This window comes from Streptomyces sp. NPDC040545 (assembly GCF_055595065.1).
The window spans coordinates 57,558-82,541 of the sequence record NZ_JBVIWA010000022.1 but is presented as its reverse complement, the minus strand read 5'-3'; the positions used below and the strand labels follow the sequence as shown (position 1 = coordinate 82,541).

Sequence of the window (24,984 nt, the reverse complement as noted above, 5' to 3'; positions counted from 1 at the left end):
CGCAGGTTCGTCGGCGCCCACCCCCACCGCACGACGGATATGGCGGAAAGACCTCCGCTCCGCCGGAGGAATAGCGGTTCTGCTGGCCGCCGCAATGACCTTGCAGGCATCGCCGGCATGGGCCGCGGACCCCGGCCCCTCGAACGCCGTTCCCGGCCAGGACACCGCGACCCCGGTGCTCGTCGAGGGCATCCGGGAGCCCGTCGACGCCAAGGCCGCCCCGGCCGACGCGGCACGGCAGCACCTCGCCGCGAACAAGAGCCGCTACAAGATCCCGCGGGCGGGCAGCGACCTCGTCCCCCTGGCGGCGACGGCCACCGGGTCCAAGGACGAGACGGTCCGGCTGCAGCAGAAGCACCGCGGCGTCGACGTCCTGGGCGGCCAGTACGTCGTGCGCATGCAGAAGCAGGACGGCAAGCGCGTGGTCACCGGCACCTCGGGGCACTACTTCACCGCCCTGAGCACCGATGTCACCCCCCAGGTCGGCGAGGACGTCGCGGTGCGGCGTGCGGTGGCCGCCACGGCCCGCCGGCTGGGAGCGGCCCTCGACAAGAACCGGGCACCGCGGTCCGAGTCCGGTGATCCGGCGGCCACCGGTATGACCGGTGACGTCAAGGGGCTCGTCGTCCTGCCCAAGGGCGGCGGTGTCCTCGCGTACCGCGTCACCGTACGGGGTACCGCGCCCGGCACCGGGGCGCCGGTCGTGGACGAGGTGTACGTGGACGCCCGCTCGGGCTATCCGGCGCTGCAGTACAGTGCGTTGAAGACGATGGCGGCCCCCGCGGCCCGGACGGCCGGTGAGGCCGCCGATGCCCCGACGGCGGGCGGCCCGCCGGCCACTCCGCCGAACCTGGTCCCCGAGACCGGGTCCGGGGCTCGGCTGGGCGGCGCCGCGGCCTCGCTGGACATCGCCTACGACCCGGCGGCCGGCAGCTACCTCCTCGCGGACGCGGGCCGCATGCGCGCCACCAGCAAGAGCCTGCTGGCCACGTGGGACGCCCGTGGCAAGTCGGTGTCGGAAACCTCGGGAACATGGCCCTCCGGCATCACCGTGTTCTCCTCCCCGAACACCTCTTTCGGCGCTGAGGCGACGGATTCGGGGGCCGTGGACGCCCACTGGAACGCGGGGCAGGTCTACGACTTCTACAAGAAGAACTTCGGGCGCGACAGCCTCGACGGGAACGGCGGCGCCGTCAACTCCCTGGTCGGCGTGACGTACTACGGCATGCCCTACGCCAACGCGTTCTGGGACGGCACCAAGATGGTCTACGGCAACGGGGACACGGAGTTCAAGCCGATGTCCGCCGACACGGACGTCGTCGGCCACGAGATGACCCACGGGGTCATCGAGCACACGGCGAACCTGGTCTACGCGGGCCAGTCCGGCGCCCTGAACGAGGCCCTGGCGGACTACTTCGGCAACGCGATCGACGTCACCGCGAGCGGGACGCCGATGAACGATCCGGCCGCCGGCCTGATCGGCGAGAACCTGTGCCGCACGAAGGCGGCCGCGGACTGCGCCCTGCGCGACCTCAACGACGGGGCCACCACCTCGAAGAGCTTCCTGGGCGTGTCGTTCGCCACCGACAACGGCGGCGTGCACCTGAACTCGACGATCTTCTCCGGCGCGCTGTGGGACATGCGCGAGGACCTGGGCGGCGCCCTGGCCGACAAGATCGTGTACAAGGCCGTCACCGAGTACATGACGCCGATCGACGGGTTCACCGAGGCCCGGGGCGCGGTCCTCGCGGCGGCCAAGGCGCTGGGCGTGACCTCGGCCCAGCAGAACGTGGTCAAGCGGTCGTTCAACGCCCACGGCATCGTCCCTGACTGGGAGCTGGCCCTCGGCATCGACACCGACACCCTCTTCGGGAAGCTGAACACCACCGATTCCGCAGTGGGTGCGGGCGGCGGCTGGTGGACGGCCTCCAAGTCCAACGATGACGGCTCCGAGCCGTACTCGGTCTACGCCGGCCGGCTGGACGGCAAGGGTGCCCCGAAGGTGATCAGCCCCAACGACGGCCGCTACCACACCGCCCCGGCGACCGACGGCAAGACCGTGGTGTGGACGGCGTACGGCCCGACCTCGGTCGACGTCCTCACCCGTCCCGTGGCGGGCGGCCCGATCAAGACCCTCTACAGCTCGGTGACCGGCGTCGCGGGCCTGCGGGTGGAGAAGAACACCGTCGTGTTCGAGGAGTACGACATCCTCGGCGGGCGGCACGTCGGCTACATGCGGCCCACCGACAAGGCTCCGGTCTTCACCGACGGGCGGAAGTGGAACACCCTGACCGCCCTCCCCTCCATCAGCGACAACAAGATCGCCTACGCGAAGCTGTACCCGCAGAACGGTGCCTACCGGCTGGGTGTGGAGGTCGTCGACCTCGCCAGCGGCAAGGCGGTCATGACCGAGCAGCTCGACGAGCCGGTGAGCCTCGGCCAGACCGGCATCAACGGCAAGAACGTGTTCTGGCTGGCCGACACCGACAAGAGTGACGGCGGTCTGACGTCGGTGATCAGCTCCGGCCTGGACGGCCGCGGCTCGTTCATCGTCAGCAGCGAGCACAAGCCGGGCGCGTTCATCGCCTCCGACCTGACGGTCTCGCAGGACGCGCTGACGCTGGTCGCGCAGACGCCCGACACGCGGTACCGCAACGAGTCGCTGCCCAAGCTGTGGCAGCTGACTACCGACGGCTCCCGTCGCGAGCGGGTCTCCTGCAACCGCGGTGAGCAGAGCTACCCGGCGGCCGGCGCGGGCCGTCAGGTCGCCTGGCTGGACGCGACCACCGGCTCCACCGATCTGGTGGTCCGGGAGCGGCCGGCCGGGACCTGCTGATCGCTGCCCATGAGTGAGGCGGGGCCGGCGGCTGTGCCGTCGGCCCCGTCCGCGTGCCGCCGCCTCCTGGCGGGGAGGTGGCGGCACGGCCCTCAGGGTGTCAGCACTCGCGCAGGCCCGGGGCGGGGTCGACGGAGGTGTGGACGTCCACGGCCGCGACGTTGCCCCACTGGCCGTTGTCCAGCTGGGTCCAGTACCAGACGTTGTTGCCGCCGGCGTGCTGGTCACCGCGGCCCCAGCACTGGAACCAGCTGGGGCTCGTGTTCAGCGGCCCCCGCACCGCGGAGTTGTAGCGGCGGTGCTCGTAGCCCTTGGCGCCGACCCGGTTGCCGCACCACAGTTTGCCGTCGGCGCGCACGCCGCATTCGGCGGCCGCGCTCTTCCCGGTGGCGGGCGTCGCCTGGGCGGGGCCGGTCACGGTGGCCGTGCCTGCCGCCAGTGCGACGGTGGCGAAGCCCAGGGCGATCTTCCTGCCTGCGTTCATGCTTCCTCCTCGGAAGGGCTCCCTCGGGAGCCGGGTGACGGTGGTGTGTGATCGGTCGTGCGTGATCGGTGGATCGCGATCGGTCGTGTGGGCGCGGCTCAGGGGCAGGTGGGTACGCCGTCCAGCCAGGCGGCGCCCTTGATGTAGATGTTGGTGATCCAGGACCCGTACTCGGGCAGGTAGGACCAGGCGTCGTTGGTGTAGCCCTCCGCCGTCACCGGTTGGGCGTGCTTCTGGCACTCGATGCGCACGGTGGTCGGGCCGGGGAACCGGTGTACCCGTGGGCTGCCGGTGGACGGTTCCTTGTGGGTCCACACGTCCGTGCCCCAGGTGCTGAACGTGCCGGGTGCGGTGGACGGCGCGACGCGGACCGCTCCCGCATAGTCCCCACCCAGCCGTACGTCGCTGACGGTGATCCGGGTGCCCGATTCCCGGGCCTCGACCATCTTCCCCGCGCCCAGGTAGATCGCGATGTGGTGGATGGAGCCCCCTGAACCCCAGGCCAGGAGGTCCCCCGGGAGCAGCGGCGCGGTTCCCTCGGCTGCTGTGAAACGCTGTTGCACCTGCGGTGAGTGGAACTGGTGGTAGGCGTTGCCGGGGAGCGGATCGCCCCCGACCGCACGGTGGTAGGCGTACCGGACCAGTCCCGAGCAGTCGAAGCCCAGCCGCTCCGGGTCGTGTGCGCTGTCCGGGTCGCTCGGGTCGACCTGACCGTACGTCGGCCCCGGCTGTTGCCCGTGACCGCCGCCCCAGGTGTACCAGACCCCGATCTGTTCACACGCCGCTCCTACGGCCTTCTCGGCCGCCGCGGAGGCCCCGGGGGCGAGCACGCCGCACGCCTGCGCCGTCTTCGCCGTCTCTGCGGCCTTCGGGGCCGCGTCCGCCGTGGCGCCGTGGGCCCCTCCCCATGTGGCCAGGAGGGTGAGCAGCCCCACCGCCGCCACCGCCGTTCTCCGCATCGCCATGTCCGGTCCCCCTGTGGTGGTGTTCGCCTCGTGCTCGTCATACGGAGCACGGACCGGCCGTCCGCCGGGCACTCCGAGACTGTGCCCCGCCACCCCTCCCTGTCGAGGAGGCGCGGGTCGCCCACCCCAACGGGAAACGGGAAACCCTGGGGAAACCCCCTCCCAGCAGGCCCTTTGAGCATCCGTCAACACGCCGCCGGGGGTGTCGGCTCACCTGGGCCTGTCCACATGAAGGGCGGCCACGGCCTCTTCGGTGCGTCCGGCTTCGGCCAGGAGTGCGGCGATGTCCGACGCCGCGTATCCGGCGCCGCCCTCGGGGTGAGCCCGGCCCTGCTCCACCGCCTCCTCGACCCGGTCGCAGGCGGCCAGCAGCCCGGAGCTCCGCCTCGTCGGCATGGCCGAGTTCGAGGAGCCGGGAGACCGGATGCTGCGGGATACAGCCGGACTGGAGGCGCAGGTCACGTCGCTGAAGTGACCACGGCCACCGGCTGCGGGGAGTCCCGGCCGGCGCCCCCGCAGGGCGGTGGCGCCGGCCGGGGCGGGGCGTCAGGTGGGGCGGGGCGTCAGGTGGCGAAGGTGGCCACCGGCTCCAGGCCGTAGGTGCGGGCGTAGCCGTTCTCGGTGCCCACGAGCAGGTCCACGACCTCGAAGTAGCGGTCCCAGAAGGGGGTTTCGCGCAGCGCGTCGATCAGCAGCCGGTAGGCGTCATGGTCGTCCGCCTCCCAGACCCAGATGTCGGTCACGCGCGCCGAGTAGAACTCCGTGTCGTAGAAGCGTGAGCGGACCCCGCGGGTACGGGCCTCGACCACCGGAACGACCTGGGTGGTGAAGGCGTGGACGCGTTCGGCCACGGTCATCGCCAGCCACTCGGGCGTGGTCTTGACCAGCATGAACGCGGTGACCGGCGGCTCGGTTCGGTCAGTGGGCACCGGCTGCCTCCGGGGTGGCGAGGACGGCGGGCTTGAGGGTCTGCGCGCACCACTGGGCGAAGCCGGTGGCCGGGCCCGCGTGTGGCGAGCGGGCCACGCCCGAGTCGAGGCCCAGGTCCTTGGCGCGCTTCATGTCGACCATGCCCTCGACGAACGCCTCGTTGAGGCCGTAGGCGAGCATGGTGGACCGCATCCGGTCGAGCGACTCGCGCTCGTAGCGGACCGGACGGCCCAGTTCTTCGCTCATGATGCGGGCCATGTCGTTGGGCGAGAGGTCCTGAGGGCCGAGCACCGGCACACTGCCGACGCCGGTCCAGGAGCGGTCCAGCAGCAGCGCGGCCGCCGTCGCGGCGATGTCGGCGACGGCCACCAGCGGGGCCGGACGGTCCGCGGCGATGGTGTCGGTGAAGACACCGTTCTCGCGGATCGAGCCGGCCTCCTCCAGCAGGTTCTCGAAGAAGGACGGATTGGCCAGGGCGCGGTAGGCGACCCCGGAATCGGCGATCAGGTCGTCCATGGCCAGGGAGGCGGTGACCAGCCCGGCCCGGCCGGCCTGGGGGGTGCCGCGGCCGAGGGCCGAGACGCCGACGACGCGGCCGACGCCACGGGCGGCGAACGCCCGCGCGGCCGGGCGGGTGAAGCCGCTGTACGCCTCCTCGGGCGTGAGCGAGGCGTCCGGCGGGACCAGCCAGAAGACGGCGTCGGCCCCGGTGAAGGCGCGCTCGACGGTCGCGGCGTCGCCGTGCGAGCCGGTGACCACCTCGACCGCTGCGCGCACGGTATCGGGGATCCGGGCGGGATCACGGACCACGACGCGCAACTCCTCTCCGTGTACGGGCGCGGCCTCGACCAGCAGGGACAGCAGCCGGCGGCCGATGTTCCCGGTGGGGGCGGTGATGACGATCATGAAAACCTCGGGGTCTGTGTCGGATCGGTGAGACCCCCTCATCGTGCGAACGCCAGCCGCATTGCCACAATGGGAACTTCAGCATCCAATCATTGCCTGAAACGGAATAATGCCGGTGAGCAGCAGCCCAGTTCCGAACCTCGACGCCAATCTCGCCGTCGCCCTCGACGTCTTGCTGACCGAGCAGAGCGTCACCCGTGCCGCCGCGCGGATGCGCACTTCCCCCGCGGCGATGAGCCGCACCCTGGCCCGGCTGCGCCGGGTGCTCCAGGATCCGCTGCTGGTACGGGCGGGGCAGGCGATGGTGCCCACGCCCCGCGCCGAGGCGCTGCGGGACGAGGCCGCCACGGTGGTGCGGCAGTTGGAGGCACTGCTCACCCCGAGCGGCGGGGTCGACCCCGCCGCTCTGCGGCGCACCTTCACCGTCCAGGCCTCGGACCTGGTCGGCGCGGCACTGGCGCCGGGGCTGCTCGGGCTGGCCCGGCGCCGGGCGCCGGGCGTATCGCTGCGGGTGCTGGCCGAGGAGTGGGAGGACGGCCCCGCGCTCCGCGAGGGCCGGGTCGACCTGGAGATCGGGGCCATCGACCACGTCGACCCGGAAACCCGGGTCGAAGAGCTGGTCACGCTGCGGTTGTCGGCCGGCGTCAGGGCCGGGCACCCGCTCGCCGGGGGAACCCTGACCCCCGCGAGGCTGGCGGCGGCCGAGCACGTGGCGGTCAGCCGCCGGGGCCGCTTCGCCGGCCCGCTGGACTCGGCCCTCGCCGAGCGAGGACTCAGCCGGCAGGTCAGCGCCGTTCTGCCCGGGCATCTGGCGGCGATGGCGCTGGCCGCGGCGGGAGATGCGGTCTGCCTGGTACCGACCGCACTGCCGGGCGAGCCCCCCTCCCCGCTCAGCGACGCGGCACACGCGATGGGACTGCGCCTGCTGGACATCCCGTTGCCGCTGCCACCCCTGACGATCGGCATGGCCTGGCACCCGCGTCACAGCGCCGACGGAGCCCACCAGTGGTTGCGCGACGCCGTACGCCGGGTCCTCCGTCCCTCCCGGGAGCGCTGACGGCCGGGCTGGAATCCTGGCGATCTTCAACGCCTGCCGGTAGGCTCCGTGTTGCTCATTCGAGAGCCACAAGCACTGGCGACGTGTCCGATGGGGGACAGTGCTTCCGTCTCGACAGGCAATGAGCACGATGAGTCTCCGATCGTCGCAGAGCCTCAGCAGGCCATCCGTAAGCGGTGGTCGAGCTGAGGCTGCCCGCCGACTGGTCGATCACCTTCATGAAGGGATCGACCGTTGAGGCTGACATTTCCCGTTCAGGTACTTCTCGCACTCCTGTCCTTCGTGTCGTCGCTGCTGGTAGCGGTGGTGGCGGGGGTACTTTCGCGTGAGGCCGGGGCGCCGGCAGCCGGTGCGGTGCTGTACGGCGGCGGCGCGTTCATCGGCTGGATGACGCTCTCCATCGCTGTGCTGACGGCACTCGGCCTGCTCGGGCAGCACAGCCGCCGCGACGAGTGAGGGGCCGCCCGGCACTCAGGAACGCAGCCGGAGCCGGAGCAGGAGCCGGATCGCAGTGGGTGACGGTGCCGTGGAAGACGGGCCGGGTGCGCGGGTGACCGCCGCCCGGCCGCGGTACCCGGGTCGGCCAGACCCTGCCCGGCGGGTCGTCCACGCGGTCCGAGAGGGCCGACGGGACGGCAGGCGGTGGGCCGCCCGGCACGGTCAGGCGAGGTGAACGGCGGTGCTTTCAGGAGATCGCCGGGCCCGCCGGCGCAGGAGGGCGGCGGCACCCGTCAGGACGACGGCAAGGCCTGCCAGCACGCAGACGAGCACGTTGATCGACATGGGGACGTACTCCACCGTCGATCCATCGGAGTGGACGCAGGCGTTGCGCAGAGGCCAGTACTCCTGTTTCAGGCTGGCCAGTGGCGCGCCGGAGGCGTTCCGGTCCTCGCACAACTCCGGGAACGGACCGCCCAGGATGACGGAAAACCAGCCGTAGCAGTACACCGCTGCTGCCGAAGAGGAGAAGGTCAGTAGGAGAACCGCACAGGTTCTGGTCAGAGCCAGGGGTGGGTTCTTCAGCAGGAGAACGACGATCACGATGCCCGCTCCCGCCGTAGCCACACTGAGGAGCAGCAGCAAGCCCATCAACGGCACCAGCACTGTGTCACCTTCTCTTCGTCCAACTCTGCGGCTGACGCCAGGAAAGCCAAAAGGTGCCGCTGATCTGCAAGGATGCGACCGCCTGAGCCGTATCTGCCGCAGAAGTCAGAGCACCCTGCAGGTGGTTGAGCGTACAGGCCGCAACCGTCGGCCCTCGGGTGGTGGCGGCCGTCTCGTGGCGGTCCGCTTGCCCTCAACCCGGGCTTCGCCAGGCTCCGTTGCGTCGTCCAGCCGCTCGTCCGGGCCTCCGGGATCACGCGCTGATTTCTTAGCAACAGGGGCCAATAAATCTCTTGATCGCTGCCCGGACGGCTAGAAAGGACCGCATCGGACCGAACCCGGCACCGACGGGGTGATGAACCCGTCGTCGGATTATGGCGAAGGTGGTGATGTGCATGCGTGAGTGCAGCAGGATCCAAGCGATTGCGGTCAGATCGCTCACGGGAAGTCCGAGTTCCGGACCTCTCCCCCGATAGGCCGGCCATGCTGATACCGATGCTGTTTTCCCCGGCGCTCGCCTCTGCCGACGAGTATCGAACCCTGACGTCGACCATCCGGCGAAAGGCGCAAGATGCACAGGGATTCTTCGGCGGAGCCGGGCGCAAGCAGGGCGAGATGCCCTATCTTCCCCTCCACGTCCAGCTGCGTGGTCTGTTCATCGAGCTCTACATCGAGCTCCGCCCACGCAATACGAGCCTCCGGATCGCCGGCTTCCGGAACATCTTCGAGAACGGCCAGGCCCCGCCTGAAGCGTACGTACGCCACGTGCGGGACTCGGTCGCGCCACCGGGCCTCCGCCGGACGGAAGCCCTGCCGTTCGGTGGAGGCCGCGCCGACCTGGAGAGGGCCGCCGCCGTCCGGCGTTCGGGGATCCTGCTCGGGCGCCGGCCCTTGAGCGACGCGGTCATCCGGTTGCACCAGAACCGCGATCCGCGGAGCACCGCTCACGGAATGCTCGTGCTGTCGGAAATGCTCTGCGAGGCCGCCCGATACCCCGCCCTGGCCGATGCGATGTCGCGGATCTGGATGACCGGAGGGCGACTGTAAGTCCGTAGCGGTCGCTTGAAATTCGCGCACGTCGCCCATCCAAAGGTGTTGGGGCACCGAATAGGGGCGAGCATCGGTTGAAGGGCTCATGAGAAAACCCCATAAGATCCGCGATTCCGGCCCGGCAGTGCGGCATCCCCATATGCCCCAGCACGTTCCCACGTGCTGGGGCGGGGTGGCCTTGCCGTCCAAGACCTGTCCCGTAAGTGCTCTCTGAGCGAGTGCGGACGCGGCCGTTCCCTGCGGGACCCGCTCGCCTGTCCGGCAAGGGTGAGGTTGTGCATGCGGGACTTGGACACTCCGAACAGCGGCGCCAGTTGGCGCAGGGTCAAGTTCGTGCGCTATTGGCCAGCGACCAGCAGCACACGCTCTGCCTGAAGACCGCGCCCAGTCCCAGGACCCGGGACCCGCCCTCTACGCCGGTGCGGGACCGACACCCCCGCCGAGAACGTACGCACCCTCGTGGACGACGCGGCCTCCCACAGCCGCCACCAGACCGGGTACGGCTTCCACGGCGACCCGCGCCGGCGCATCAGGGGCCGCTTCTACGGGTCCTTGCTGTCCGCCGCGCTCTACGGAGCCCACCGGGCCCTGACCGCACCGTCCTCCTGCTCGGTGGAGCACTGGCGCACGACCTACCACGCGGCCCGCAAGGCCGACGCGATCTGGACGACATCCAGGTCGACGACGACCTCCTCGCCGTCCCACACACCGGACGAGGAGATCGCCAGGCCGATGAAAGCCAGTTCAGCAGCGTCATGACGCAGCTCGTACTCCTCACGGCTCTCCTCGCCGACCCGGCCCAGCTCCTCTCGCTCCCAGGCAGCGACCGCCGACTCGGCCACGGACCGGGGCAACCGCACCTTGACGGGACCGCGGTCTTCCACGGGCCGAGCGTACTCATGTTCGCCGAGGCGCCGGTTCCGAAGCACTCGCCGACGGCTACGGCAGACCCACCAGGCCCCATCCGCGGCGGGCAGCCGCTGTCGTCACGTCGCCCCATTCGCGCAGGAGCGCGATGAAGTCCTCGAAGGAGTCCGGGCGGCCTGCCCAGCCCTCGCACTCCGCGGAGAACGGCCCGCGCAACTCCTCCAGGCGCGGCTCCGCCCGCTCCCAGGCATGGGCCTTGCCCCGTACCGCCTCCGGCGGGCATACGAGCAGGACGCGCGGATGCCACTGGTCGGCGGCGGGCGGGAAGAACTCCTCGCCGTCGGGCATGGCCGGATCGTCGGCCGGACCCGCGTCCCCGAGCAGACCGTCGAGGAAGGCATCCATCGCCTCCCGTACGGACGCGTCGACGAGCAGCCGGATGTCTTCCCATGCGGAACCCGCGCGCGGATGCGGGCCATAGGCGCCGGTGGTGGTGAAGAAGCGGTACTCGGCACACCAGGCCGACCCCGGATCCGGGTCCGGATCCGGGTCCGCATCCGGGGGCCGGAGCCGGCCGCAGGACCGTCCGTGCCCGGCGTCGTACGTGTCGTCGTGCTCCCCCGGCCAGGCCATGTCCTCCAGCGCTTCGAGCCGTTCCTCGACGGGGATGCTGCTCAGCTGCTCCCAATCGACCATGAACAGCGTGAGATCCAGACCCATGGGCGTCAGCATAGGAAACACCCGCACGGCTCGTCGTATACGAGACACTGAGCCGACAGCCCGGAATCATCGTCTTCCCACTCGGCACGAGCCCTGCGCGGTCACTCGCCGGACCAGGCAGGGCCGACCCACTCGCACACACCTCGGGAGCTCAGCGAATGCCGGCGCGGCCGACCCTCGCGGTGGTCAGCGGACCGCCCGCCACCGGCAAGACCACCCTCGCCCATAGCCTCGCCCGTGAAATCGGCTGCCCCGCGATCATCCGCGACGAGATCAAACAGGGCCTGGTCACGAACGCCGCGGCCCACCGGGCCGACCGTGCGGACCCCCTCGACATCCCGGCCATGCACGCCTTCTTCGACACCCTCGGCGTGCTCCTCCGAGCCGGCGTCACCGTCGTCGCCGAGGCCGCCTACCAGGACCGGCTCTGGCGCCCCGGCCTCGAACCCCTCATCGAGATCGCCGACCTCAGGGTCGTCCGCTGCACCGCCCCGACCACGACTCTCGTCGCACGCATCGCCGAGCGTGCCGGGTCCGACAGGCACCGCGCCGCGCACCGCGACCGGCAGCTCCTCGACGACATCGCCACCGGCGCCTAGAGTCCCGAGGCGTTCGTCGACATCTCCCTCGACGCGCCTGCCCTGCTCGTGGACACGTCCGACGGCTACCGTCCTGGCGTGGCCGAGATCGGAGCCTTCGTCCGAGCGCGCTGACCTCCGAATCGTCGGGCCACGACGCGGCCGTGCTCACACGTCAGCCCGGTGTCAGGCCAGTACGCGGGCGTCGCCGGTACCCAGGAGAAGCCGTCCGGGGCCGGTGACGGTCAGGGCGGTGGGGACGACGGGGACGACGCGCACGTTCGAGCTCGGAGCCGTCGGTCAGGGCGACCCGGAGGAATGCCCCGCCGGGCCCTCGTGTCGCAGGGAACGGGCCGGGACGGCCCGCCGGTCGGGGCGGGTGAGGTCCACCTGGTGGCCCACGGACCAGGCGGCCCGGTCCTCGTGGCCGCCGACGACGGCGGTCGTGATCGAACGGGCAAGGCCTGAGGGTCCCGGCTGCGTCCGGCCCGCACCGCAGGGTGCCGCCTCAGGTACCGGTGCCGAGCCCGAACCCCAGTGTTCGCCGGGCCGTTACGGGCTCCGCCCCGGACGGTTCGGCCGGGGTCGGGTCCTCGATGGCCCGCTCGGCAGCCGTGCGGCCGCGTACGACGCGCTGCTCCTGATCCTCGCGGAGGGGAACCGGTCCTTGCCCGAGAGGGCGGCGCCTTGTGCTCATCACCCAAGTCTCGCAGCCTGTCTGACGGACCCCCGGAGAGGGGGGCCCGTGCGGCGCCACCGCCTTCGGCAGGCCGAACCGTCCCCTGACACGATCAGGTGCCCGGCGAGCAGGAAACCTGGTGGTCACCGCTCGAGTCCGCACGGGAACGGCGTCGCCGCCGGAAGGCCGGGACGCCCAACAGCCCGAAGCCGAGGGCCGCCGCTATGAGATGGCCGACCGTGGTGAAGTCCGGCAGCGGCCCGGTCGTCCAGTCGGCACCGCCGAGGGGCCATGCGAGAACGAATGCGGCCCAGGGGAGGCGGCCCCAGCGCGGCAGGGCGAGCGTGCCGATCGCCAGCACGGTCTGGGCTCCGTAACTGACCCCGTAGTCCAAGGCCTGCCGCGCGGCGGCCGGATACCAATCGTGCCGCAGCGCGACGGTGATGACGGCAGCGGTGAGCAGGGTGGCTGCGACATGCCCGCCGAGGAACACGGCTGCGGCGCGCCGCTTCCCCCACCGGTGCTCCGCCCAGGCCAGGAAGCAGCAGACGCCGAGACCCAAGGTGATCAAGGTTCCGACGAAGTCGGTCGAGGTGACATCCGTGAGCGTACCGTCGAAGAACAGCGCGCTGCCGAGCAGCGCGGGCAGAGGATGCTCCTGCAGGTTGTCCAGGTTGGTGCTGAGGTAGCCCAACACGCTGTCCGCCCGATCGGCGGACAACCCGTAGATGACCCATGCATGGCTCGCCAGGAGCAGGCAGACATAGGCGAGGGTCAGCGGCGCACGGCGCGGGTACCCCCGCACGATGCGGAGTGGCCCGCCCCAAGGGCGCTGCGGTGACTGAGAGTTCATACCGTGGCATTCTCCAGGCCGAGCCGAGGACGGGAACCGGCGGGTGAGAGCACGAGGGGAGCCCTCCTCCGCGTCAGTCCTCCAGGCGGGACAGCCAGGTGCCGAGCAGCGTTTCGAGCAGCGCGGCCTCCTCCGCCGTCACGAGGTCCAGCAGACGGCGTTCGTTGCGCATGTGCTCGGTGAACGCCCGGTCCACGAGGTCACGCCCGGCCGAGGTGAGGGCGACGATCCGGCCGCGCTGGTCGTCGGCCGAGCGCCGCCGGGTGACGAGCCCGGACCGTTCCAGGCGGTCGATCCGCTTCGTCATCGCACCGGTGGTGACCATGGTGTGCGCGGCGAGCTCGCCCGGCGCCCGTTCGAAGGGCTCACCCGCGCGGCGCAGTGCGCACAGGACGTCGAACTCCCCCTCGCTGAGGCCGTAGCGGTCGTAGACGAGGCGGAGTTCTGCCCCGAGCCGGTCGGCGAGGCGGTGCAGTCGGCCGATCACGCCCTGTGGGGCGACATCGAGGTCGGGCCTTTCGCGGCGCCAGTCGGCCTGGATCCGAGCCACCCGGTCCAGGTCCGGGGGTGGGCCGTGCCCCTCGGACGAGACGTTTGCTTCCATGGAAGCTATATTACCTTCCATGGAAGCGAATATGCGCTGGGTGGCGCTGACGGCCGTGGCGCCGGTGGCCTGGGGGGCCAACTACTTCGTCACCCACGAGTTCCTGCCGGCGGACCGCCCGCTGTACGGGGCCGCCCTGCGAGCGCTGCCGGCCGGCCTGGTGCTGCTGGCGCTGTGCCGGCAACGGCCGCGCGGCGCATGGTGGGGACGGTCCGCCGTGCTCGGGCTGCTCAACGTGAGCGTGTTCTTCTTCCTGGTCTTCACCGCCTCCCAGCTGCTGCCGACGAGCGTGGCCTCGACCGTCATGGCGGTCTCCCCCTTGATCATGATGCTCGCCGCCTGGCCCCTGGTCGCCGAGCGGCCCAGCGTCGCTCACCTGGCGGGCGCCGTGATCGGGCTGGGCGGGGTGTGCCTCATGCTGCTCGGGGGCGCGGGCCGGATCAGCACGCCGGGCGTTCTGGCCTCGGCCGCAGCGGTGCTGGTGTCGTCCGTCGGCCATGTCCTGGCCAAGCGGTGGAACACCCGCACCGCCGGCACCGCCGGCACCGGAGTGCTCGCCTCGACCGCGTGGCAGCTCACCGCCGGAGGCCTGCTCCTGCTGCCGGTGGCCGTAGCCGTGGAGGGCTCCCCGCCACCGCTGTCCCCGTCGGCTCTCCTCGCGTTCTGCTACGTCGGCCTGGTCGCCACCGCGCTGGCCTTCGCGGTCTGGTTCGCCGGGCTTCGCCGTCTGCCCGCCGGGACGGTCGGCCTGATAGGGCTGCTCAATCCGGTCACCGGTGTACTGCTCGGGACGGCGGTCGCCGGGGAGGTACTGACGGGCCGGCAGCTGTGCGGACTGGCACTCGTGCTGGGAGGAGTCGCTCTGGGCCGGCCCCCGGGCAAAGGGCCGGCGTCGCCTCAGCCTGCACCTGACGTCGACTCACACCGGCTACGAGACAGGCGATTTCGGGCCATGGGGTCATCGTAATTCGAAGCGAGACATAATGCGCGCCGCTACGATTCGATCATGGGACCCCTGAAACCGAATCTCATCGAGCTCATAGTCGGGCTCATCACCTTCTTCGCCGTCTTCGCCGTTCTGGCCAAGGTCCTCCTTCCGCGGATCGACAAGACCCTCGCCGAGCGGGAAGAGGTCACTGCGGGCAGGTTCGAGCGGGCCGAGGCCGTCCAGGCGGAGGCGGAGCGCGTGCGGGCCGAGTACCAGGCAGAGTTGAGCGCCGCCCGTCACGAGGCCGCTCAGATCCGCCAGGCCGCACACGAGGAGGGCCTCGCCCTCGTCGCCGCCGTTCGCTCGGAGGGGCAAAAGGCACGCGAGGACATGATCGCCGCGGCCACCGTGCAACTGGAGGCCGACCGAGTGATCGCCGAGGCAGAGCTCCGCGAGCACGTCCTCGGGCTGGCGGCCGAGCTGGCCGGACGCATCCTCGGTGAGCCGCTCACCGACATGGACCGCGCCTGCGCCGTCGCCGACGCGTTCTTCGCCGACGCGGAGGCCGACACCACGAGCTGAGCTCAAGGCGGCTGCCGCGTCCGGGACGGGTGCGTACTCCGTCCCCCACCGCCCTAGAGTGGGGTGCCACCGGGCCCCGGACGGAGAGGTCGGCCATGACGAACCGTCATGCGGTGGTGGTCGGAGCCGGAATCGGCGGCCTCACGACCGCCGTCGCCCTGCACCGCCGGGGCTGGCGCGTCACCGTCTGCGAGCGCGCCCCCGAACCCCCCGTCACCGGCGCCGGAATCGGCCTCGCCCCCAACGCCCTGCGCGCGCTCGAGGCCGTCGGCGTCGATGTCTCCCGGGCGATCGGCGGCGCCGTACCCGCGGCGATGGGCGTGCGCCGCCCCGACGGCCGGTGGCTCACCCGGGCGGGCACGGCGGACATGGCGGCCCGCTACGGCATGGCGCCCCTCGCCGTCCCGCGCCCGGCCCTGACCGCCACCCTCGCCGCCGCTCTGCCACCCTCGGCCCTTCGTTACGGCACCGAGGTGACCGGCATCGACGATGCCGAGGGCTGCTGTCCGGCCGTTCGCACGGCGGCGGGCCCGGACCTTCCCGCCGATCTGGTCGTCGCGGCCGACGGGATCCACAGTCCGCTGCGCCGCGCACACTTCCCCGCGCACCCCGGACTGCACTACCTCGGTGAGACGGCCTGGCGGACCATCGTGGACGCGCCGGACCTGCGAATACCGGCCATGAGCGAGACGTGGGGGCGGGGGCGGCGGTTCGGCGTGACCCCGCTCGTGGACGGCCGCTACTACCTCTACGCCACCGCGGTCGTCCCGCGCGACACCCGCTTCGCCGACCCGCGCACCGAGCTGCGGCAGCGCTTCGGCTCGTGGCACGACCCCGTTCCGGCGCTGCTGGACCGCGTCGGGCGCCTGGACGCCGCCGATGTCCTGCGGAACGACCTCTACGACCTGGCCGCCCCGCTCCCGTACCTGCACCAGGGCCGGATCGCCTGGCTGGGCGACGCGGCCCACGCCATGGCCCCGAACCTCGGCCAGGGCGGCTGCCAGGCCATCGAGGACGCGGTGATCCTCGCCCGCCTGCTGCCCACCGGAGAGCGCGACGCCGTCGGCGGCGGCCCCGACGGCGAGGACACCGCCGTTCCGGCCGCCCTCGCCGCCTACACCGCCGCCCGCCGCGGCCGCACCGACGCCGTGCGTCTTCGGGCTCGCCGGGTCGGGCGTCTGGGCGTCGTACGCAATCCGGTCGTGGTGGCCGTCCGTGATCTCGCGGTCCGTGTCACCCCGGCCCGTCTGGCCCTGCGCGGCATGGACGACCTCTTCGACGGTTTCCGCCTCCCCGCCGCGTAGCGGACAGGCCGGCCGGGACCGGGTGCCCCTCAGGGAGTGGTGCTGACCGGGAAGGAGAAGCCGTAGCCCTGCTTCTTGAGCCAGGGCAGGTACTCCTTCAGTGCGGCGACGGTCTCGCTGCGGTCGCCACCCCCGTCGTGGAAGAGGACCGTCGGCTGCTGGGGGAGCTTGCCCTCCACGGTGGCCAGGATGGCTTCCAGACCCGGGCGGCTCCAGTCCTGGGGATCGACGCTCCAGCCCAGCGGGCGCATGCCGCTCGCGGCGGCGATGGCGCGGCTGTCAGGGGTGAAGGCTCCGCCCGGCGCGCGGTAGTACGCGACGGGGACCCCGGGAACGGCCTTCTCGATCATGGCCTTGCCGTCGAGGATCTGCTGCCGCTGGTAGGCGACAGGCTTGTGGTCCATCGTGACGTCGTGGTCGACGGAGTGGTCGCACAGCCGGTGCCCGTCGGCGGCGACCGCACGTGCCAGCTCCGGGTACTTCTGCGCCTTGGTGCCGATCATGCAGAAAGTGGCCTTGACGTGGTTCTTCCTCAGCGTTTCCAGGACCTGGGGCGTCCAGCGGGGGTCCGGGCCGTCGTCGATGGTGATCGCGACCTGGCGGCCCGCGCCCTGCGCCAGCCGGGAGATCCCCAGCGGGACCCCGGAGGCGCTCCGGACGGTCCCGTGGGCGGCGCCCTGGGCGGCACCCTCGGTTCCGGCCGGTGCGGAGTGGCCGCCGGGGGGCGCGTCCGGGGCGTGGTCCACCGAGCCGTCCGTGGCGGCGTACGCGGGAGTGCCGGCTGCCGCCAGGAGGCCGAGGAGGGCGGCCGCAGCGACGTAGCCCGCCCGTCGACGACGTGCGGAAGTGGTGGTGATGCGCATGGACGTGCTCTTCCTTTGCCCTCAGCCCCCGGATCTCGCTGGTCGGTCCAGGCTAGGTCATCCGTTCGGACCCCTTCCCCCACCAAATGGCCCGTTTTGTGTGGTTCAGTGCACACCAGCCCCTCGACCGGAGCCCGACAACCTCGGAGCACCAACGGTTGTGGCCGCGACCGGGGTGCCGTGACGCCTGTGAGCAGTGTCACGACCCGTCGACGCCGCGGGGCCGCGGGGAGCGTCTCCCGGTCGGCCGGCCTACGGTGCCGTCGCGGCTACCCAGTGCTTCCTGATGAGCGCGTACGAGGCGATGCGGTCACCGAGGTCGTAGACGGGGGTGGCCAGCATCAGCTCGTCCGCCCCGGTCTCGGCGGCCAGCTGTGCGAGCCGCCGCACAACGGTCTCGGGCGTGCCGACGGCCTGCTGGGCACGGAAGCCCGCCAGCGCCTGCCGCTCCTGCTCCGTGAAGGGGTGGCCGGCCGCCTGCGCCGGGGTCGGGAAGGGGGCCTGGCTCTCCCCCTTCAGGAGGCCGGCCTTGACGACGTTCATCGGCCCCGCACGCCGGACGGCTTCCTCCTCCGTCTCGGCGCACACCGCCTCCACGCACAGCAGCACCCGGGGCCGCTCGCACCAGCGGGACGGGGTGAACGCCGACCGGTAACGTTCCAGAACCGCAAGGGTGTTGTCCGGCCGGATGTGGTGCGCGACCGCGACCGGCAGGCCGAGTTCCGCGGCGAGCGCGGCCCCAGCGGGGCTGGAGGCGAGCAGCCACGGCTCCGGCAGCGGGCCCAGTGCCACCTCGTCCACCAGGAACGACAGGATCGCGGCCACGTCGTCCCGGTACTCGGCATCCGTCGCGGGGCCGGCGCCGCGGCGCAGCGCCCGCGCGGTGGCCTCGTCGAACGTGCCGGGACCGCGGCCGATGCCCAGGTCGATGCGGTCCTCGTGCAGGGCGGCCAGCGTGCCGAACTGCTCCGCCAGCGTGATCGGGGCGTGGTTGGGGGCGAGCACCCCGCCCGAACCGAGACGGATGGCCGAGGTCGACGCGGCCGCGTGCGCCGTCAGTACGACGGGTGGGAACGCGCCGATGGCGGGAGAGTGGTGGTGCTCCGCATACCAGATGCGGTGGTAGCCGAGGTTCTCCAGTTCTTGGGCGAAGGCCATGGTGTCCCGCAGGGTGTCCGCGGCTCGGGTGCCCGTTTGCACCATGGCGACTTCCAGCGCTGAAAGAGGTATGTCGAGCAGCATGGCGTCAGCATAGGGATCGCGGGTGGCGGCGCGGACGAGCGTGATCGTTTTCGCGCCACGCCGCCACGCCGCCCCACTGCCACGCCTCCCCGCCCCGCTGCCCCGCTGCCCCGCCTCCCCGCTGCAACCGGCTTCGCGACAGCCGGAGTCGTCGTTGCGGCTCAGTGCTCCTTGAGCAGGGCGCAGACGAAGTTCTCCTGCACGGTGCGCAGTCGGGCCAGCAGCGCGGGCTTGTTGCCCTTGCTGGTCTGGGTGTTGATCGAGAAGGTCAGCGACCGGGTGCCGTCGGGTGTGGTGGCGGCGAGCTGGGTGTATCCGGGGAAGTTCCCGGTGTGGCCGTAGAGCACTCCGCAGCGGGTGGTGTACTGGAAGATCGCCAGTCCGGCGGCGTTGGTGCCGGGGCCGGCCGGCTCCGAGGAGTCGCCGGGGCGGAAGGTCAGCTGCTCCTTGCGGGTCTGCGGCGACAGCAGCTCGGGACCGCCGTAGGCGCGGATGAAGGTGCCCAGTTCCCTGGGGGTGGAGACGATGCCGCCGGAGGCCCAGACACCGGAGGCGCCCACGGCCTCGCTGATGTCCTCCGGTTCGGCCGGCGGCTCGACGTCGTAGCCGTGCAGGTACGGCTGCGGGAGGCGGTAGCCCAGGGGCAGGCTGGTGCGGCGCAGCCCCAGCGGGCGGTACACGAGCTCCTTGAGGAGGTCCTCGTAGCGGCGGTCGGTGACGGCCTCGGCCATGAGCGCGACGGCGATGTTGTCCGAGTTGGAATATTCGTACAGGGAGCCGGGGGCGAAGCGCAGCGGCTCGTCGGCCACGAAGTCGAGGAGGGTGCGCGGGTCGAACACGTGGCGCGGGTCGGCGGTGAGGATCTCCAGGAACCCGGGGTCGGCCGAGTAGTCCGGCAGGCCGCTCGTGTGCTGGAGGAGCTGGCGCAGCGTCACCGCGTGCCAGGCCTCGGGCTGGCCGGGCAGGCGCTCGCCGATGGTGTCGTCGAGGGAGAGCGCGCCCTGGTCGACGAGCCGGAGGGCCACGGCCCCGCTGAACGCCTTGGCGATGCTGGCGATGCGCATGTGGTCGTCGGGGTGCGGTGGGCGACCGGTCGCGACGTCGCCGACGCCGGCCGTGTACACCTCGGTACGGTCGCCCCGGGTGAGCATGGCGATGGCCCCGGGAGGGCCGTCCTCCAGGGCGACCAGCCCGTCGAGCTGCCGCTGGAGGCGCTTGTCGTGGTGCGGGCGGCCGTCGCCCGGGCCCGGGTCACCGGCCGCCTGCGCGGGCTGCAGCAGCCCTCCGAGCGCGGCGGCGGTCAAGGCGGTGGCGGACAGCCCGGTGCGGAGGCGGTTTCGGCGGGCGCGGGCTCGGGCGTGGGCACGGGACGGCATGTACGTGGCTCCTGATGTGCTCGGGAACGGCCGGGAGGACCGGGGCGGGTGGCGCCCGGCCCGGCCCAGCAGTAGCAGCCCGGGCGACCCGCCGGGTCCGCGGCGCGCGCCGTGACCCCCCGGTTGGCCGCGCAAGTCGCCGTCGGACAGCCGCCGTCGGATCCAGGTCGCCGCAGAGCCGGGCGGGCTTCTGCCGTCCGTACCGCACAGCCTGCTCGCCTGGCCACGCCCCTGGTCCTGGTAGTCACGGGAGCGAGATGCCATCCTTCCGAGCGACGGGGAGAACATGCACGCACGCCGATCGGTCAAGGTCCTCGCCTCCACGGCCATCACCGTGCTGCTCGCTGTCGCCGGCGCACACGCGGAGGGAATGACCGGCCCGGACGGCCCGGTGCCCTCGGTTCCCGTACAGCACGGTGACAAGGGCGGATCCGGCATCTCCGGCTACGAGGTCGTGCGCCAGGCAGGAGCGGTCGTCGAGCCGAACGCGTTCGAGCAGGTCGCAGCCACCTGCCCGGCCGGGACCCGCCCCGGCACGGAGGTTGCCTCCGGAAGGGACAGGGACCGTCCTGTCAGTGCTCTCATGCGTGCTCGTCCCATGACGCACGCCCCCGTCGAGGCTCTGCACGACCTCGCCCACCGCCGACGATCAGCCGGACCGGCGCCGTCTCCGGCGGCCGTGGCAGGCGCAGGCCAAGGCCGCCGGGCGTGATCGAGCCGAGGACGCTCGCGCGCCGGGCGCCCGTGCACGAGGGGACGGTTCCCGGCAGACCGTGTGCGGTGAGCCAGCCCAGTACGGCGAAGGCGTACGCCTCCTTCGCCCCGGCGGGCAGCCCGAGTTCGTCCGAGGAGCGCACCACGCACCCGCCCGCCGCGCCGGCTCCGCCGGCCCGGCCGACCCCGCCCAGTTCCTCCCGCAGCCAGTCCATCAGCACCGGGTTGCGCGTCCCCCCGCCCGATGCGATCACCTCGGTCGCCCCGAAGGGCCGGATCGCGTCGGCGACGGTCCGGGCCGTGAGCCGGGTCAGCGTGGCGACGACGTCCTCGGCGGGCAGCGGCCCGCACGGGCCCAGCGCCGCGCGCAGATAGGGCAGGTGGAAGAGTTCCTTGCCCGTCGTCTTCGGCGCGGGACGGGCGTAGTACGGGTCGTCCAGCAGCCTTCGCAGCAGCGGCGGGTGGACCGCGCCGCGCGCCGCGAGAGCTCCGTCCGAGTCCATCGTGTACGGCTCGCCCGAGGCGTCGCGCCCCGCCAGCGCGCCCACCGCCGCGTCGATCAGCGCGTTGCCGGGGCCGGTGTCGAAGGCCAGCGGTTCGCCCCCGGTCCCCTGCGCCCCGCCCGGTACGACCGTCACGTTCCCGATCCCGCCCAGGTTGAGTGCGACCGGCACCCCGGGCCGGCCCCGCAGCCACATCACGTCGACGATGCTGACCAGCGGCGCCCCCTGTCCCCCGGCCGCCACGTCACGGGTCCGGAAGCCGGAGACGACGGGCCGGCCGGTCGCCTCGGCGATCCAGGCCGCCTCGCCGATCTGGAGCGTGCCGTGCACCCGGCCGTCCTCGGCCCAGTGGAAGACCGTCTGCCCGTGCGACGCCACCAGGTCGGCCCGGCCGCCGCACAGCTCCTCGTCCGCCCGCACCGCCGCCGCGGCGAAGGCCCGTCCGATGCGGGTGTCGAGCCGGCACACCGTGGCGAGGTCCGCCCGGGCGGGCGGCAGGGCCCCGGCCAGGTCCGCCCGCAGATCGTCGTCGTAGGCCGTGCTGACCATCCCCAGGGGCGTGAGCACCAGCGTGTCGCCGTCGAGGCAGAGGTCGGCGGCGGCCGCGTCGATCGCGTCGTAGGACGTGCCGGACATCAGCCCGACCACGCGCAGGGCGCTCACCGCAGCGCCCTCTCGTGGTCGTCGCCGCGCAGCGTCAGGAGCGCGGCGACGCTCACCGCGCAGGTCGCCGCCGCGTAGTACCCGGGGACGTCGAGGTTCCCGGTCCGCTCGACCACCTCGGTGATGATCAGTCCCGCACAGCCCGAGAACACGGCGGTGGACAGTGCGTACGCCAGCCCGAGCCCGGTGCAGCGCACCCTGGCCGGGAACATCTCGGCCAGCATCGCGGGCCCCGGACCCGCCATCAGGCCGACGCCGGCGCCCGCGGCGAACAGCGCCGCCCCCTTCGCGTACGCCGGTCCGCCGGGGTCCCGCACCAGGTGCAGCAGCGGGAGCGCGAGCACGGCGACCAGCAGGGCCCCCGCCACCATCACCGTCCGCCGCCCGATCCGGTCGCTCAGCCTGCCGGCGGGCAGGATCGACGCGGCGAACCCCAGGTTCGCCAGGACGGTGCCGAGCAGGGCCCGCTGGAAGCTGGTGCCGAGCGTGCTCTGCAGGTAGGAGGGCATGACCACCAGGAAGGTGTAGCCGGCCGCCGACCAGCCCATCATCCGGCCGACCGCCAGCACCACGACCCGGACCGTCTCCCCGGGACGCGGCCGGGGCCCGCCTCGGGTCCCGGCGCCTCCCGGTGCGCGACCGCCCGGCGCGCGACCGCCCGGCGCGACGGCGGGTGGCGCGTCCGGGGGCAGCCGCAACCGCAGCCGCAGCGCGACGAGCCCCAGCGGCAGGGTCAGCAGGAACGGCACCCGCCAGCCCCACCCGTACAGCTGCGACGTGGTCAGTACGCTCGCCAGGGCCACTGCCACGCAGGCGCCCGCGAGCAGGCCGAGCGCGACCGTGAACGACTGCCAGGCCCCGTACAGGCCCCGGCGGCCCGGTGGCGCGCATTCCGTCATGACCGAGACCGCCCCGCCGAACTCTCCGCCCGCCGACAGTCCTTGCAGGATCCGCAGCAGGGTCAGGAGCCAGGGCGCGGCCGCGCCGATCGAGGCGTACGTGGGCAACAGGCCGATCATGGCCGTGGCACCGGTCATCAGGCAGACGACCAGGACGAGCGCGGGCCGCCGTCCCGCCCGGTCACCGAACCGCCCGAACACCGCGGCCCCGACCGGGCGGAAGAAGAACGCCAGGGCGAACGACGCGTACGCCTTGACGAGGCCCTCCACCTCGCTGCCGCCCGCCGGGGTGAAGAACTGCGCCGCGATGACGGTGGCGAAGCAGCCGTAGATCCCGAACTCGTACCACTCGATGAAGTTGCCGACGGATCCCGCCGCCAGTGCCCGGCGCGCGTCGTCCGGCCGGACCGTCGCAGGAGGCCGCACCGGACCGGGGACGGGTGTGGTCATGGATCAAGCGTGCTGACCCGCGGGCGGCTCCACAAGTGCCGTCCGCCATCTGCCGTACGCCGCTCCTGCGGGGGGGGTCAGGCGCGCCGGGTGCCCACCAGCCGGAAGGCGGCGTACAGGGCGACACCGCCCAGGACCAGGACCGGCGAGCTCTCGACGAGCTGCGTCGGCCAGTAGTGCGAGACCGGGTGGAACTCCGCGTACCAGCCGGTGACGTCCATGTCCGCCGGGCAGACGCGCAGGTCATGGGTCCGCTCGAAGCAGGCGTACGCCGGGCTTCGCTCAGCCGGCCTCCGTATCCTCCTCCGGCCGTTCGGCGTGCTTGTCCTTCGGCTCGTCCCTCAGCCACAGCGGGTGCTCCCGCTCCGCCCAGGGGCGCTCGACGGACCCGGTGCGCATCCCTCTGCGTGCCTCCGGGTCGGCGAGCGCCATCCTGATGTGCCCGGCCAGCACCACCCCGATGGCCAGGGCCAGCCAGTCGTGCACGAAGGTGGCACTGGTGCGCCACACCAGCGGTGTCAGGTGGGTGAACCACATCAGCAGACCGGTCGCCAGCATCACCAGGACAGCGCCCGCGATCCACGACGCGTAGATCTTCTGGCCGGCGTTGAACTTCCCCGCGGGCCGCGACGCGCGCCGTCGGTCCCGTCGCCGCACGGCGCGCAGCCACCTCCTGTCGTGCGGTCCGAAGCGGTTCAGCCTGCGCAGATCGGCCCGGAAGGCAGCAGAGGCGAGACCGGCAAGGAACGGCGCGGGCAGCAGGATCCCGGCCCATTCGTGGACCGTCACCACGAGATCTCTGCGGCCGACCAGTTCGGCGAGCTGCGGTACGTACAGAGCGGCCGCGGTCGCCACGCACAGCAGGGTCAGCGCGGCGGTCGTGCGGTGGACCCAGCGCTCGGCACGGGTGAACCTGGCGACCCGTCGGGCCGGTTCAGACGGTCGGGGTGTCACTGCGCCCGTTGGACCCGCCGACCCAGGCGTCGACGTCATAGCCCCGCTCCTCCCAGTAGCCGGGTCGCACCTCGGACGTGACGGTGATCCCGGAGAGCCATTTCGCCGACTTGTAGAAGTACATCGGCGCGACGTAGAGCCGGACCGGGCCGCCGTGCGTGTGGCTGACCGGCTCGTCCTGCATCTGCAGACAGACCAACACGTCGTCCCGCCGGGCCTGCGCAAGCGTGAGGCTCTCGCTGTACGTGCCGTCGAAGCAGGTGAAGCGGATCGCCTTGGCCTCGGGGCGGACACCTGCGGCGTCCAGCAACAGGGACAGCCTGACGCCGGCGAAGGGGGTCTCAGGGACCCGCCAGCCCGTGACGCACTGCACGTCCCTCACCACACGGTTCTGCGGCAGCGCGCGCAGGGCGTCGAGGGTGTACGTCGCAGGGCGCTCGACCAGGCCGTCCACGGTGAGCCGGTAGTTCTGCTCGTCCTTGCGCGGTACGGAGGTGGCGACGGAGTAGTAGCGGAAGCCGCCCCCGTTGGGAAGCAGCCCGGTGAGCCCGGTCGGGTCCTTGTCCGAGGCGGCCCCGAGGAAGGCCTCGATCCCGCGCTGCACGTACGGAGCGGCAGCGAGGCCCCCGGCGCCGAGCCCGAGCATGCCGAGCACGAGACGGCGACCGACGGGGGTTCCCTCGAAGTCGGGGTGGTCTGTCGTCACCCCTCGATTCCAGCACCCCGGGGTGCTGGAGGCCAGGGAGAACGGTGCGACGTCAGACTTCCGTCACAGATCCTTCCGGTCTCCCGGCAGGCGCCCTACCGGGCCGGGCGCATTTCGGGCAGGATGACCCGGCGCACCGGAGGTCACCCGCGGCGGTGGCCCCGGCC

General features: G+C 72.2%; 26 protein-coding genes. 8 read left to right on the top strand and 18 right to left on the bottom strand.

Annotated elements, in window-relative coordinates; translation table 11 throughout:
- Positions 1-94: 94 nt before the first annotated feature.
- The gene (locus tag ACZ573_RS32075) at positions 95-2,836 is read left to right on the top strand and encodes a M4 family metallopeptidase (protein WP_471311030.1); all 2,742 of its coding nucleotides are present in this window, start codon (positions 95-97) and stop codon (positions 2,834-2,836) included.
- Positions 2,837-2,936: 100 nt separating this feature from the next.
- Here ACZ573_RS32075 and ACZ573_RS32070 read toward each other — a convergent pair whose 3' ends face one another.
- From ACZ573_RS32070 to ACZ573_RS32050, 5 genes are all read right to left on the bottom strand, one after another.
- Complete coding sequence (locus ACZ573_RS32070; protein ID WP_471311028.1) at positions 2,937-3,320, bottom strand: hypothetical protein; 384 nt, start codon at positions 3,318-3,320, stop codon at positions 2,937-2,939.
- Between the two features lie 98 nt (positions 3,321-3,418).
- The gene (locus ACZ573_RS32065; RefSeq protein WP_471311025.1) at positions 3,419-4,285 is read right to left on the bottom strand and encodes a C40 family peptidase; all 867 of its coding nucleotides are present in this window, start codon (positions 4,283-4,285) and stop codon (positions 3,419-3,421) included.
- Positions 4,286-4,495: 210 nt separating this feature from the next.
- A complete protein-coding gene (locus tag ACZ573_RS32060; RefSeq protein ID WP_471311023.1) occupies positions 4,496-4,681 on the bottom strand; it encodes a hypothetical protein in 186 nt (61 codons plus the stop codon).
- Positions 4,682-4,848: 167 nt separating this feature from the next.
- Positions 4,849-5,175 (bottom strand): darcynin family protein, encoded by a 327-nt coding sequence (locus ACZ573_RS32055; RefSeq protein WP_471311133.1) that lies wholly within the window; start codon positions 5,173-5,175, stop codon positions 4,849-4,851.
- A 28-nt stretch (positions 5,176-5,203) separates the two neighbouring features.
- Complete coding sequence (locus tag ACZ573_RS32050; RefSeq protein WP_471311021.1) at positions 5,204-6,121, bottom strand: NAD(P)H-binding protein; 918 nt, start codon at positions 6,119-6,121, stop codon at positions 5,204-5,206.
- 109 nt (positions 6,122-6,230) lie between these two features.
- Here ACZ573_RS32050 and ACZ573_RS32045 point away from each other — a divergent pair, with 109 nt between their 5' ends.
- On the top strand, positions 6,231-7,178 hold the full coding sequence (locus ACZ573_RS32045; protein WP_471311018.1) for a LysR family transcriptional regulator: 948 nt from the start codon (positions 6,231-6,233) through the stop codon (positions 7,176-7,178).
- Positions 7,179-7,460: 282 nt separating this feature from the next.
- Complete coding sequence (locus ACZ573_RS32040) at positions 7,461-7,634, top strand: hypothetical protein (RefSeq protein ID WP_471311016.1); 174 nt, start codon at positions 7,461-7,463, stop codon at positions 7,632-7,634.
- Between the two features lie 204 nt (positions 7,635-7,838).
- Here ACZ573_RS32040 and ACZ573_RS32035 read toward each other — a convergent pair whose 3' ends face one another.
- Positions 7,839-8,282 (bottom strand): hypothetical protein, encoded by a 444-nt coding sequence (locus tag ACZ573_RS32035; RefSeq protein WP_471311014.1) that lies wholly within the window; start codon positions 8,280-8,282, stop codon positions 7,839-7,841.
- A gap of 483 nt (positions 8,283-8,765) precedes the next feature.
- On the opposite strand from ACZ573_RS32035, the gene ACZ573_RS32030 reads away from it, so the two are divergent.
- On the top strand, positions 8,766-9,329 hold the full coding sequence (locus ACZ573_RS32030; protein WP_471311012.1) for a ribosome-inactivating family protein: 564 nt from the start codon (positions 8,766-8,768) through the stop codon (positions 9,327-9,329).
- A 635-nt stretch (positions 9,330-9,964) separates the two neighbouring features.
- Here the strand turns inward: ACZ573_RS32030 and ACZ573_RS32025 are convergent.
- Together ACZ573_RS32025 and ACZ573_RS32020 are read right to left on the bottom strand one after the other, a co-directional pair.
- A complete protein-coding gene (locus ACZ573_RS32025; protein ID WP_471311010.1) occupies positions 9,965-10,216 on the bottom strand; it encodes a hypothetical protein in 252 nt (83 codons plus the stop codon).
- Positions 10,217-10,271: 55 nt separating this feature from the next.
- Positions 10,272-10,919, bottom strand: coding sequence for a hypothetical protein (locus tag ACZ573_RS32020; protein ID WP_471311007.1), 648 nt, complete (start codon positions 10,917-10,919; stop codon positions 10,272-10,274).
- Between the two features lie 158 nt (positions 10,920-11,077).
- On the opposite strand from ACZ573_RS32020, the gene ACZ573_RS32015 reads away from it, so the two are divergent.
- The gene (locus ACZ573_RS32015) at positions 11,078-11,518 is read left to right on the top strand and encodes a P-loop nucleotide/nucleoside kinase family protein (RefSeq protein WP_471311004.1); all 441 of its coding nucleotides are present in this window, start codon (positions 11,078-11,080) and stop codon (positions 11,516-11,518) included.
- Between the two features lie 770 nt (positions 11,519-12,288).
- Here ACZ573_RS32015 and ACZ573_RS32010 read toward each other — a convergent pair.
- Both ACZ573_RS32010 and ACZ573_RS32005 read right to left on the bottom strand, forming a co-directional pair.
- On the bottom strand, positions 12,289-12,981 hold the full coding sequence (locus tag ACZ573_RS32010; RefSeq protein ID WP_471311001.1) for a rhomboid-like protein: 693 nt from the start codon (positions 12,979-12,981) through the stop codon (positions 12,289-12,291).
- A 121-nt stretch (positions 12,982-13,102) separates the two neighbouring features.
- Positions 13,103-13,633 carry a MarR family winged helix-turn-helix transcriptional regulator gene (locus tag ACZ573_RS32005; protein ID WP_471310999.1) on the bottom strand — a complete coding sequence of 177 codons (531 nt, stop codon included), beginning with the start codon at positions 13,631-13,633 and terminating at the stop codon, positions 13,103-13,105.
- 31 nt (positions 13,634-13,664) lie between these two features.
- On the opposite strand from ACZ573_RS32005, the gene ACZ573_RS32000 reads away from it, so the two are divergent.
- The 3 genes from ACZ573_RS32000 (at position 13,665) to ACZ573_RS31990 (ending at position 16,447) form a co-directional block, all read left to right on the top strand.
- Positions 13,665-14,600, top strand: a complete 936-nt coding sequence (locus tag ACZ573_RS32000; RefSeq protein ID WP_471311131.1) for an EamA family transporter — start codon at positions 13,665-13,667, stop codon at positions 14,598-14,600.
- 39 nt (positions 14,601-14,639) lie between these two features.
- Positions 14,640-15,143 (top strand): F0F1 ATP synthase subunit B family protein, encoded by a 504-nt coding sequence (locus tag ACZ573_RS31995; protein ID WP_471310997.1) that lies wholly within the window; start codon positions 14,640-14,642, stop codon positions 15,141-15,143.
- 95 nt (positions 15,144-15,238) lie between these two features.
- On the top strand, positions 15,239-16,447 hold the full coding sequence (locus ACZ573_RS31990) for an FAD-dependent oxidoreductase (protein WP_471310995.1): 1,209 nt from the start codon (positions 15,239-15,241) through the stop codon (positions 16,445-16,447).
- A 29-nt stretch (positions 16,448-16,476) separates the two neighbouring features.
- Here the strand turns inward: ACZ573_RS31990 and ACZ573_RS31985 are convergent, their stop codons facing one another.
- The 8 genes from ACZ573_RS31985 to ACZ573_RS31950 all read right to left on the bottom strand — a co-directional run bounded on the left by ACZ573_RS31985 (position 16,477) and on the right by ACZ573_RS31950 (position 24,757).
- On the bottom strand, positions 16,477-17,310 hold the full coding sequence (locus tag ACZ573_RS31985) for a polysaccharide deacetylase family protein (RefSeq protein WP_471310992.1): 834 nt from the start codon (positions 17,308-17,310) through the stop codon (positions 16,477-16,479).
- A 252-nt stretch (positions 17,311-17,562) separates the two neighbouring features.
- On the bottom strand, positions 17,563-18,549 hold the full coding sequence (locus ACZ573_RS31980) for an MsnO8 family LLM class oxidoreductase (RefSeq protein WP_471311128.1): 987 nt from the start codon (positions 18,547-18,549) through the stop codon (positions 17,563-17,565).
- A gap of 164 nt (positions 18,550-18,713) precedes the next feature.
- Positions 18,714-19,928: a serine hydrolase domain-containing protein gene (locus ACZ573_RS31975; protein ID WP_471310989.1), complete on the bottom strand. Its 1,215-nt coding sequence runs from the start codon at positions 19,926-19,928 to the stop codon at positions 18,714-18,716.
- A 581-nt stretch (positions 19,929-20,509) separates the two neighbouring features.
- Positions 20,510-21,799 carry an anhydro-N-acetylmuramic acid kinase gene (locus ACZ573_RS31970; RefSeq protein WP_471311126.1) on the bottom strand — a complete coding sequence of 430 codons (1,290 nt, stop codon included), beginning with the start codon at positions 21,797-21,799 and terminating at the stop codon, positions 20,510-20,512.
- Between the two features lie 5 nt (positions 21,800-21,804).
- A complete protein-coding gene (locus tag ACZ573_RS31965) occupies positions 21,805-23,157 on the bottom strand; it encodes an MFS transporter (RefSeq protein ID WP_471310986.1) in 1,353 nt (450 codons plus the stop codon).
- A gap of 77 nt (positions 23,158-23,234) precedes the next feature.
- Entirely contained in the window at positions 23,235-23,378 is a 144-nt protein-coding gene (locus ACZ573_RS31960; protein ID WP_471310984.1) for a hypothetical protein, read from the bottom strand.
- A 61-nt stretch (positions 23,379-23,439) separates the two neighbouring features.
- On the bottom strand, positions 23,440-24,150 hold the full coding sequence (locus tag ACZ573_RS31955; protein WP_471310981.1) for a cytochrome b/b6 domain-containing protein: 711 nt from the start codon (positions 24,148-24,150) through the stop codon (positions 23,440-23,442).
- Positions 24,092-24,757 carry a molybdopterin-dependent oxidoreductase gene (locus ACZ573_RS31950; RefSeq protein WP_471311123.1) on the bottom strand — a complete coding sequence of 222 codons (666 nt, stop codon included), beginning with the start codon at positions 24,755-24,757 and terminating at the stop codon, positions 24,092-24,094. The genes ACZ573_RS31955 and ACZ573_RS31950 overlap by 59 nt, the downstream gene beginning before the upstream one ends.
- Between the last annotated feature and the right edge of the window lie 227 nt (positions 24,758-24,984).